At 38.0% G+C, this 10,916-nt stretch carries 11 protein-coding genes; 4 read left to right on the plus strand and 7 right to left on the minus strand.

Translation table 11 applies throughout. The features are described 5' to 3' along the window. Positions 1-3: 3 nt before the first annotated feature. The 3 genes from H5088_RS00995 to H5088_RS01005 all read right to left on the minus strand — a co-directional run bounded on the left by H5088_RS00995 (position 4) and on the right by H5088_RS01005 (position 3,381). The gene (locus tag H5088_RS00995) at positions 4-1,155 is read right to left on the minus strand and encodes a 5-(carboxyamino)imidazole ribonucleotide synthase (protein ID WP_182752122.1); all 1,152 of its coding nucleotides are present in this window, start codon (positions 1,153-1,155) and stop codon (positions 4-6) included. A 2-nt stretch (positions 1,156-1,157) separates the two neighbouring features. Then, positions 1,158-1,640: a 5-(carboxyamino)imidazole ribonucleotide mutase gene (purE, locus tag H5088_RS01000; RefSeq protein WP_002962540.1), complete on the minus strand. Its 483-nt coding sequence runs from the start codon at positions 1,638-1,640 to the stop codon at positions 1,158-1,160. 151 nt (positions 1,641-1,791) lie between these two features. Beyond that, positions 1,792-3,381 carry an ABC-F family ATPase gene (locus tag H5088_RS01005; protein WP_182752123.1) on the minus strand — a complete coding sequence of 530 codons (1,590 nt, stop codon included), beginning with the start codon at positions 3,379-3,381 and terminating at the stop codon, positions 1,792-1,794. Between the two features lie 637 nt (positions 3,382-4,018). Between H5088_RS01005 and H5088_RS01010 the strand changes: the two genes are divergently transcribed. Continuing rightward, entirely contained in the window at positions 4,019-5,227 is a 1,209-nt protein-coding gene (locus tag H5088_RS01010; protein ID WP_182751999.1) for a porin, read from the plus strand. A gap of 761 nt (positions 5,228-5,988) precedes the next feature. Here the strand turns inward: H5088_RS01010 and H5088_RS01020 are convergent. From H5088_RS01020 to H5088_RS01030, 3 genes are all read right to left on the minus strand, one after another. Beyond that, positions 5,989-6,870 carry an alpha/beta hydrolase gene (locus H5088_RS01020; RefSeq protein ID WP_182752000.1) on the minus strand — a complete coding sequence of 294 codons (882 nt, stop codon included), beginning with the start codon at positions 6,868-6,870 and terminating at the stop codon, positions 5,989-5,991. A 30-nt stretch (positions 6,871-6,900) separates the two neighbouring features. Continuing rightward, complete coding sequence (locus tag H5088_RS01025; protein WP_033029579.1) at positions 6,901-7,512, minus strand: MarC family protein; 612 nt, start codon at positions 7,510-7,512, stop codon at positions 6,901-6,903. Positions 7,513-7,674: 162 nt separating this feature from the next. Continuing rightward, the gene (locus H5088_RS01030) at positions 7,675-8,157 is read right to left on the minus strand and encodes a GNAT family N-acetyltransferase (protein WP_182752001.1); all 483 of its coding nucleotides are present in this window, start codon (positions 8,155-8,157) and stop codon (positions 7,675-7,677) included. A 107-nt stretch (positions 8,158-8,264) separates the two neighbouring features. Between H5088_RS01030 and H5088_RS01035 the strand changes: the two genes are divergently transcribed. Then, positions 8,265-8,465, plus strand: a complete 201-nt coding sequence (locus H5088_RS01035; RefSeq protein ID WP_182752002.1) for a hypothetical protein — start codon at positions 8,265-8,267, stop codon at positions 8,463-8,465. A gap of 58 nt (positions 8,466-8,523) precedes the next feature. On the opposite strand, the gene H5088_RS01040 is transcribed toward H5088_RS01035, so the two are convergent. Next, positions 8,524-8,718: a CPXCG motif-containing cysteine-rich protein gene (locus tag H5088_RS01040; RefSeq protein WP_002962627.1), complete on the minus strand. Its 195-nt coding sequence runs from the start codon at positions 8,716-8,718 to the stop codon at positions 8,524-8,526. Between the two features lie 281 nt (positions 8,719-8,999). Between H5088_RS01040 and msrA the strand changes: the two genes are divergently transcribed. Both msrA and H5088_RS01050 read left to right on the plus strand, forming a co-directional pair. Beyond that, positions 9,000-9,599: a peptide-methionine (S)-S-oxide reductase MsrA gene (gene msrA, locus H5088_RS01045; protein WP_154903088.1), complete on the plus strand. Its 600-nt coding sequence runs from the start codon at positions 9,000-9,002 to the stop codon at positions 9,597-9,599. Between the two features lie 318 nt (positions 9,600-9,917). Then, on the plus strand, positions 9,918-10,832 hold the full coding sequence (locus H5088_RS01050) for a 2OG-Fe(II) oxygenase family protein (protein ID WP_165743855.1): 915 nt from the start codon (positions 9,918-9,920) through the stop codon (positions 10,830-10,832). The last annotated feature ends 84 nt before the right edge of the window (positions 10,833-10,916 follow it).

The raw sequence follows: 10,916 nt of genomic DNA on the forward strand, positions 1-10,916 counted from the left end.
TAACTATTCACTGAGCAGTAAATTGGCAGCTGCTTTTAAAATACCAGGATAATCTTGCTCTGGTAGGTACTCTGTAAGTTCACCAAGTTTGTCTGCAAGCTCACTCATATTAACAGCTGATACATTAATATGGCCCATTTTACGACCTGGTTTTGCAGTTTTACCGTACCAATGGCTCGTTACATCAACTGTTTTTAATACTTCACTTGGAATACTTGGTTGGCCTAATACGTTTATCATCGCGGTAATGTGTTTAAGCTCTGTATTACCAAGCGGTAAGCCTGCAACAGCACGCATGTGGTTTTCAAACTGCGAGCATTGGCAACCTTGTTGCGTCCAGTGGCCAGAGTTATGTACGCGCGGTGCAATTTCGTTAACGAGTAACGTGCCTCTTACATCAAAAAACTCAATTGCTAATACGCCAACGTAGTTAAGCTCGTTTGCTATTTTTGTAAATGCATCGTTTGCTTGAGCTTCAACACTTTGATTATTTTTACCGGCAATAGAAAGCGTTAATACACCATTTGTGTGCTCGTTTTCTGTTAGCGGATAAATAGCAACATTACCGTGTTTATCGCGCGCACCAATAATAGATACTTCACGATCAAACGGGATCATTTTTTCAGCAATAATTGTATGTGGCGAAAGCTCTGTGCCCGATGCAATAAAATCAGCCATTTCAGACCAAATTTCGTCTATTTGACTATCTGATTTTAAACGCCATTGGCCTTTTCCGTCGTAACCCGCTTGGCATGTTTTAATTACAAGTGGTTTACCTAGAGTTTTAACGGCAAGTTCTAAATGCGCTTTTTCAGTAATTAATTGGTACGGCGCACAAGTTACGTTTGTTTTATCAAGCAATGCCTTTTCAAGCGAGCGATCGCCACCGGTTTTAATAGCGGCTTTACCTGGGTAAAACTTATTACTGTTACAGCAAAGGGTTAAAACATCATCAGGAATGTGCTCAAACTCGGCAGTAATGGCATCAGCGTTTGATATTGCTTGCTCAAGCGACGTGTTATAAACCTCACCGGTTAGCGGGTGCATAATTTGTTTACTGCCTACATCGTACGCAACAACGTTTAAATTAAGCGGCGCTCCTGCAAGGCTCATCATACGTGCAAGTTGCCCTGCACCTAATATTAAAATATTCATCATTACTCTGCAGGGTTTGGATTAGCTAATATAGTGTCGGTTTGAGCTTTACGAAACGCTTCAATTTTTGCAAAAATTTCTGGATTTTGACATCCTAAAATTTGTGCAGCTAATAAACCCGCGTTTGCTGCGCCCGGCTCACCAATTGCAAGCGTACCTACTGCAACGCCTTTAGGCATTTGGCAAATAGATAAAAGTGAATCAACACCATTTAATGCTTTTGATTTTACAGGTACGCCAAGTACAGGAAGCGACGTAAAAGCAGCCGCCATACCAGGTAAATGCGCTGCGCCGCCAGCACCAGCAATAATAACTTTAATACCACGTTCTGCGGCTGAACTTGCGTAATCAGCAAGTAATTGAGGAGTGCGGTGTGCAGACACGACTTTGGTTTCGTACTTAATGCCAAAATGCTCTAGCATAAGTGCTGCATGTTCCATGGTTGGCCAATCTGATTTTGAACCCATAATAATGCCAACAGTCATAAATACTCCTCAGTAATGTATTTTAAAAATAGCGGACTTATGTCCGGTTTTAGGCGGGTATTATACCCAAACCAAGTTTAATTGCGACTCACAAAAACAAAAAAAGCCATGTTTAAACATGGCTTTTCAGAGTTAACGGGTAAATAGCTAATTAAGCTTCTTTACTCGCTAAGTATTCGGCGTAGTTGCCTCTAAAGTCGATAACTTTACCGTCTTTAATTTCCCAAATACGGGTTGCAACCGATGATACAAACTGACGGTCGTGGGAAACAAACATCAATGTACCCTCGTAAGCTTCAAGGGCTAAGTTAAGCGCTTCAATTGATTCCATATCCATGTGGTTAGTTGGCTCATCCATTAACAATATGTTTGGCTTATGCATCATAATTTTACCAAACAACATGCGGCCTTGCTCACCACCTGAAATTACTTTAACTGATTTTTTAATATCGTTTTGAGAGAATAACATACGGCCTAAGAAGCTACGAACCACTTGCTCGTCGTCGCCTTCTTGTTGCCATTGCTCCATCCACTGAAACAAGTTCATGTCGGTTGCAAACTCATCAGCGTGATCTTGCGCGTAGTAACCAATATTCGCGTTTTCTGAGAACTTAAACTCACCAGCTTTAGGTGCTAGGCGCCCTGCTAATGTATTAAGTAATGTTGTTTTACCAACACCATTTTCACCAATAATAGCAATACGTTCGCCAACTTCTACTAAACCTTCAAGTCCAGAAAACAACATATTGTCGTCAAAACCTTGTGTTAAGTTTGTCATTTCAAGTGCGTTTCTGAATAACTGCTTTTCTTGATCAAAACGGATAAACGGCGTTTGGCGTGAAGATGCTTTAACTTCGTCTAATTGGATTTTGTCGATACGTTTAGCACGCGATGTTGCTTGCTTAGCTTTAGATGCATTAGCAGAGAAACGAGATACAAACTGTTGAAGTTCAGCAATTTGGTTTTTCTTTTTCGCGTTTTCGTTAAGTAATTGCTCACGTGCTTGCGTTGCTGCAAACATGTATTCGTCATAATTACCTGGGTAAATACGAAGCTCGCCGTAGTCAATGTCGGCCATGTGTGTACACACAGAGTTTAAAAAGTGACGGTCATGCGAGATGATTATCATGGTACAGTCGCGCTGATTTAACACGTCTTCTAACCACTTGATGGTGTAAATATCCAAGTTATTAGTAGGCTCATCAAGTAGCATAATGTCTGGGTCTGAAAATAATACCTGTGCAAGTAGCACGCGCAGCTTAAAACCCGGTGCAATTTCTGACATTGGGCCAAAGTGTTGGTCAGTGCCAATACCTACACCTAATAAAAGCTCACCTGCTTTAGATTCTGCAGAGTAACCATCCATTTCAGCAAATTCAGTTTCAAGATCGGCTACTTTCATACCGTCTTCTTCACTCATTTCAGGTAAAGAGTAAATACGGTCTCGTTCTTGTTTAATTTCCCACAACTCTTTGTGGCCCATAATCACGGTATCGATTACTGAGTATTCTTCGTAGGCAAACTGATCTTGATTAAGTTTAGCAACACGTTCGTTAGGATCAGTACTTACATTACCTGAAGACGCTTCAAGCTCACCACTTAAAATTTTCATAAATGTTGATTTACCACAACCATTTGCACCGATTAAACCGTAACGGTTACCATCGCCAAATTTTGCTGAGATATTTTCAAATAATGGTTTAGCACCAAATTGCATGGTGACATTAGCTGTACTAATAATAGCGCTACCCTCCAAAGGAGTAATGATGTATTTAAATTGCGCGCAGTTTAAACCAAAATGGCCTGTTTTTCTATGAAAGTTTAAAAGCAAACTACTGCGTTTTAGCCATTTATTATGGCTATGTAGTTAGTAGTAAAAATAACGGATTAGATTTAATGGTTTCGTTAATTTTTATTCAACTAATTCTAATTAAAATCCATAAAGTATGTTTTATAAACAGGCATAAGAGATTAGAAATTACGATACAAATTAGAGTAAAAACACTTTTAACGTGTTTGTGTGTCTACTTAACTCATTTTTGTTCACCTTGTAATAATAAAAAGTTATATTTATGAAAATAAAGTACTTTTAGAGCTTTTACACTAGTTACTACTTTTTAACCAAGATGAAATTAATTCAAATTACAATTTTTATACATCGCTAATTTATCATCCTATTTACCTATCAAATCATTAAAAACATAAACTTTTGCAACACCTGAAAAACAAAATTAACCTTTAGTGAATATCCGTTAAGTTTAACGATTAATTTTATTGAGTATTTTTCACTTTTGAGCCGTTTATTGCTTTGTTAGTCTTCGAATCTGAATTTTTACCTACGTAAAAAATTGACCAATTTACACAGGGCAACACACAAGATGAACAAAAAATTAGCGACGCTTATTAGCGCAAGTATTGTATTCGCACCCGCTGTTTCGGCTGTAGAATTATACAAAGATGACAAAAATACTGTTGAAGTTGGTGGATATCTTGATGTGCGTGTAATTAATACACAAAACGAAACCGAAGTTGTTAACGGTACCTCGCGCATTAACTTTGGATTTAGCCGAAAGCTTAAGAAAGACTGGACCGCACTCGCACTCGTAGAATGGGGTGTAAACCCTGTTGGCAGCAGCGATATTATTTATAACAATCGTTTTGAGTCTATCCAGGATGAGTTTTTATACAACCGTTTAGGTTACGCAGGGCTTTCGCACGAAAAATATGGCCAACTTACCATTGGTAAACAATGGGGTGCATGGTACGACGTAGTTTACGGCACAAATAATAGCTTTGTATGGGATGGCAATGCGGCTGGTGTTTACACCTATAACAAAGACGATGGCGCTGTTAATGGCACTGGCCGTGGAGATAAATTAGTGCAGTACCGCAATAGCTATAACGATTTTAGTTTTGCAGTACAAGCGCAGCTTAAAAACAGCGAATTTTATACCTGTGACGTCACCGACATTTCAGAAGAAGAATGTGAAGCACTTTGGAACTCTGGCGATAGTGCAGCCCAAGAAGTTGAATTTAATTACACATTTGGTGCGTCTGTAACTTATACCCCAACTGACATGCTAACACTTACAGCAGGTGTTAACCGTGGTGAGTTTGATTTAACGTTTGGCGATGGTTCTACTCGCAAAGTTGAAGATTTAATTTATGGTGCAGGTATTATGTGGGGCAACATTGATGAGCCCGGCCTATACGTTGCAGCCAACGTAAATAAAAACAAAAACCACGACACAGATAACATTGGTCGCTTAATTAAAGACGCAATCGGTGTAGAAACATTTGCATCTTACCGCTTTGATAACGATTTTCGCCCTTTTATTGCCTACAACGTGTTTGATGCAGGTGATGATTACGTAATTCAGCCAAACTTTAACGCCGACCCAGACGATATATTTAAACGTCAGTTTGCTGTTATTGGCCTTCACTACTTAATTGACGAAGACACTATTGCCTACGTAGAAGCGCGTAAAGACTTTAGCGACTTTGAAAGTGATAACAAAGAGCAACAAGCACAAATGGAGCAGTCGGAAGATGACGGTATAGCATTTGGTTTTAGATATAAGTTTTAAATATAAGTTTTAAATATAAGTTTATAAAACGACTACAACTTCTCTAAGCACAACCCTTTTAGCCCTTTTAACTTTTTTAACTGGGCTTTTTTTATTTTTCCATACTTTTTTCAATACTCGATTTTGCATTTAAGGCTATTTCAACAAATGCATCAACAGCCGCACTGGTATCTGCTTTTTTAATTTGTAATAGCACCATACACGATGCCCCTATTTTTTACGTTTACCATTTTGCTGCTCATTACTATGAGCGAGGAAAAACTTTAATTAAGCACTCATAGTCCACACTCGGCATTTATATTTTTAGTGGATGTAGTTATCGCTGGCTTTATTATTTTGATTACCTCTTTGATTACTTTTTTCTAATTTGACTCTATTGCTAAGTTTAGCGTTATAGCAATATTTAGTATGATGTGTTCTTTTGCTGTAAAGCCACCAGCCAATTTATATTAACTGTATTAAGAGTATGTGAAACTATATTGAAATAGCAAAGTACTTACACTGCTTATTGCTGATCACAAAGGCGAAAGGCTGATTAAAAGCAGTAACAAATAGATGTGTATATGCTCATGGGTACTGACGGTATTCTAATTTAATAGTTGTAAACTGTATATAAAAACAGTATGTGTAATTACTGTGCAAAAATAATTTAAACCAACCTTTCTTTGTAAGTCGTTAATAATAAAGCTGATTCGTTGTCATAAATAGATAAAACAACGATAACTGTATATATATACAGTTATTACTTAAACCTATCTAACCTACTTTTTAATAAACGTACTATAACCAGCTAATGCCTTAGCCACACTAATTGATGGATTATCTGAATGCTCAGCACCTTTGTTTATAGCACTTTGCCACACAAGGTTATTGTTAGGGTTGGCTGTTAAAGCGGCCTCTAAATTACTAAACGCTTTTAACATTAGCGGATGCTCTGCCCCGCCCACCGAGAGATATAAATAAGTAGACGACTTAACTTTGTTATTTTGAGCACTTAAAAACGCTTCTAAATTATTTACTACGGTCATATCGTCATACCAAGCCGCTGGGCTAAAAGCAAAATAGCCATTAAACAATTCAGGCTTTGTATGCAGTGTATAAAGTACAAAGCTACCACCTGCCGAAAAACCACTTAATACACGGTTATTACTAAGCTTATATTTTACCGATAAATACGGAAGTAACTCAGTTTCAATAAACGCTAAAAACTTGTCGGCTTCACCATTTGGTTCAATAAGTGTTTCATGCTCTGGACGCGCTTGTGTATTTACATCTTGGCGGGCATAAGGAGGTACTAAATCACGATTACGTGTATCTGTAAAAAACAAATTAGGAATAGACACTAATATAGCCTTATCCCCTTTTTCGCTCTTAGCTTGTTTTGTAAGTGCTTTATCCCATGTATCTAAATTAAAGTTACCATCGGTTTTAATAATTAACGGATACGCTTTTTTAGGATTGTAATTAGTCGGTAATCTTATAAACACTTTGCGCGACTCATTAAGCACGCTTGAGTTAATTGTTACATCTGTAAAGGCCGATACATAATGGTTATAATAACGTATAGCTAAAATACCAATAGCAAAAATGACTACGGCTAAACTTAAATTAATAATATAGTGTTTAGTTATTTTTATTGCCATACGGCATTCCTTTCAATGTTTAGGAGTTATTTAATCGAGCTTAACCCATTGCTTTATTTCCAGCGCGGTCATAATAAGCTCAACCGAAAACGCGGCTAAAATCATCCCCATCACACGCGTTAAAATAGACGCGCCGCCAGTACCAATTAGCTTAATTATTTTACCCGAAAGCAGCAACAGTATTAAGGTAATACCCAACACACCAAGTGTAACAAGCGCTGTGCCTATTTGAGTAGTAATTGGGTGTATGTGGTTATCGGTAAGTAGTATTACCGCCAAAATAGCGCCAGGAGTCGCCGTTGCAGGTATAGCAAGCGGAAACACGGCTATATCGTGATCGGGGTCTTGTTTGGCTTTGTTAGAATCGTTTCCAAAAATCATTTGCAGGCCAAACAAAAACAATATAATTCCGCCCCCTAACTGAAACGACACCAACCTAATTCCCATCGCATTAAGTATTAGTTGCCCTATTAAAATAGAACCCAATAATACGCCCCCGGCATAAAGTACCGTTTTAAATGCAGTTTTACGACGTTGTTGATCAGTTAAATGAGAAGTAAGCGCAGCAAACAGCGCCATAGTGCCTATTGGGTCAATGGTCGCCCAAATTACAAGTGCATCTTGAGAGAGTTTTTCTAGCATATAAAATCCTTGTTAAGCGTAAATGTTTAATAAAACACGGGTAACAAATTCATTTGCTTACGCTTAACTATAATAGAAAGCCGCTATTTTTTGTATTTTATTTACTCAGCTTTAAGGATTAAGGATTGAAAAAAGGTAAGCACTTATAATTGCCGTCTTGAGTTAAAGTGATTTATGCCAAATAGAATTTTCTCTTAAACTAAAGCCCAGTTTCATAAGTAAATTATGGGAACGTGCATTATGTGCACTCACCTCAGCAGACAAATGTTTAAGCGGAATATGCTTAACTAGAGTTTCAATAAAACCGGTCATCACTTCAAACATTACGCCCTTATCCCAAAAGTCAGGATGCAGCTCAAATCCTATAAACGCACTACTTTTACACGGGGTTAAATTATAAAGCCCACAAGTACCCATTAACTTTCCAGATATATTATGTTCAATTGCAACTCGAATTACTTCACCTTCGTAATATGCACTAATATCATCTTGTATTAATTGTTTGATTTGCGTTTTGCTAAGTGGTGTTTCGTAGTCGTTAAATTCTGACACGTGCGGGTGATTTAAAATATTAAATAAACACGCTGCGTGTTTGTGGGTAACTAAACGCAGCGTAACGCGCTCAAGCTTTGTGGTGTTAAACATTTTATTTAAGTGGTTAGTTAAATTAGCTCTTTATGGGCACGCATTATTAACTTACCATACCCTATTAACAAGCATTATCTTTAAAGCAAAAAGAGTAAGAGAACGTAATGAGTGACGATTTTAAAGTAATACAACCCACTACCACAGTATATTGCCCAAAGCGCGGCGAAGGCTGGACCTTAACAGGCATTACTAATATTAACGAGTTTACCTCAGTAATGTTTGACGGCACACGCTATAAGCTTCCAGCACGCGAAATAGTAGAAGAACTTCTTCCTAACCAATTAGCGCGTGAGCAAAATAGCTAACCAAACACATACACAGTAAAAAGGCTGCAATTTTGCAGCCTACTATCTAATTAACGAGTTAAAATGCATCGTCTTCGCTGTAAACATTAACGTTTAGCTCGTCATCATTTTCAAATACCACAAACGAAATAGGCTTACAGCACACTTGGCAGTCTTCTATGTATTGCTCATCAATATCTGCTGCATCAAGTAATACTTCTATACTTTCTCCACAATAAGGGCAACTTATTGATGTTTCTGTTAACTGGTTCATTTATCACCTGCTAATTTATATCACGGATGTTGTCACTTTAATGAACACGTAAGCATAATTCAACACCCCATTAAATAACGTATACTTGGCTAACCCAATTAAACCGTGCTACTAACTTAAATAGTGATCTTGTTACTAGCCTTATCCCTATAAAACTTGTCAAAGTGCAATATTTTTCACCATAGATAAGTTGGCCAGCCCTCTACAATGAAATTGTATTAGCACTTAGCGGGTCTAATTTTATAAGTATTTATAAACTCACAGTACAGATGGATAATTTTATGAAAAAATCACTTACGCTTGCATTAACATCTGCCGTTATTTTGTTTAGTACATTTTCCCATGCAGCTAAAACCGAAAAAGCCGTTCTAGCTGGAGGTTGTTTTTGGTGTATGGAAAGTGACTTTGAAAAGCTAGAAGGCGTAACCGATGTAATATCGGGCTTTACTGGCGGTAAACTTAAAAACCCGACATACAATGGTAATCATAAAGGCCATTACGAGGCCGTAGAAATCACATACGATCCGTCCATAGTAAGCTATCAGGGCATACTTGATCATTACTGGGTTAATATCGATCCCTTTGATGCAAAAGGCCAATTTTGTGATAAAGGCCCTAGTTACTTAAGCGCTATATTTGTACAAAACGACGAACAACGTAAATTAGCCGAAAAAACAAAAGCTGCAGTAGTTGCCGAGTTCCCTAATCAAACTGTGGTTACACCTATACTAAATGCAAGCACCTTTTACCCTATAAAAGGGAGGGAAAGCTTTCATCAAGATTATTACAAAAACAATCCAATCCGATACAACACCTATCGTTGGCGTTGTGGTCGCGACAGCCGCCTAGAAGAAATTTGGGGCGACAGAGCAACCCATTAATCGCGTTTAATCAGGTAATCCACTGTAAAATATTAAAAGGCTGATTTAATTATCAGCTTTTTAATATTTTAGTTATTGCGAGATTCTTTAATAAAGCCTTTGTTATTAAGCTAAGTGCTTAAATAGCAAATAGGATACGTGGTACTTCGCTTTTAAGTGGACAGCACTGCTTGACTTAAGATACTTAGTTTTAGGATTCATTATCAATAAATAGTATATTCTGTTTCCTAAAGCAGGCTGTTTATCTACTAAATCAAATACAATAAATTGCACTCCTAGATTGATATAAACAAAATTTAACAGCTGGAGTTACACAAAATGTTTGCCAACCAATTACAACTAGCGCGTGCTCTAGAGTTACCAACACGACAAGCCATGCTTTACCGTGAACCAGCAGTACAAAACTTTTGGATAAACAACACTGACTTAATTACAAACGCGTGGAGCGAATGGGAAGCAACATCAATAGATAGCTCAACGTTTACGCTAGACGACACACTACTTGATAAAAACCTACGCGAAGCAGTAAAGCAAGCATGGGAAGATCCATCAAAAGAGCTGGCCGTAAAAGCGTTATTACACGAAGTAGCGCCTGATGTGTTTCAATTTCAATTTTTTGATCCAGAGCGCCTAGCAGTATTACGCGGATATTTAGAACAAGTATGGAATTCGCAAATCCCTATGCGCCCGCCATACGGCATAGTGTTAAATCGCCGTGGTGCCATGCTTGATAGCCGATCAGAAGGTTATTTAGCCGCGCCAAGCTTTCAGGCATTTTATAACGAAATACTAAACACTTATATGCGCCCTATTTCACGTATGCTGTTCCCGGAAGTTATGGGGTTTGATACACAAACATTTGGCTTTTCAATTTATTATGAGCCAAATACAGATTCGTCAATTCGCCCACATACCGACGCATCAGCTGTAACGCTTAACATTAACTTAAACTTACCAGGCGAAGAGTTTACAGGGTCACAAGTGGACTTTTATCACCCGTACACAGGTGACATTAAATCACTTACCTTTAAGCCTGGTACTGCCATGTTACATCGAGGCAATATTGCACACGCAGCCAAGCCTATTACCAGTGGCGAGCGAACTAACTTTGTATTGTGGTTGTATGGGGAGCGCGGTCGATTACCAGCACAAGGTGCTCCACGCATTCCTGTTGATGCTAAACAGCGCTGGACTAACCCAAACAAACCAAATGATGGTTATGCACCATTTTAAATAATCGCTTTTAAAGTTTTAAATAGAAATGGCTGCCTAATTTAAGCAGCCTTATAAAAATAAAGCTCATCCAGTAACCAACAC

Origin of the sequence: Pseudoalteromonas sp. SR43-3 (genome assembly GCF_014163875.1) — a bacterium.
Classification (GTDB): Bacteria; Pseudomonadota; Gammaproteobacteria; order Enterobacterales; family Alteromonadaceae; genus Pseudoalteromonas; species Pseudoalteromonas distincta.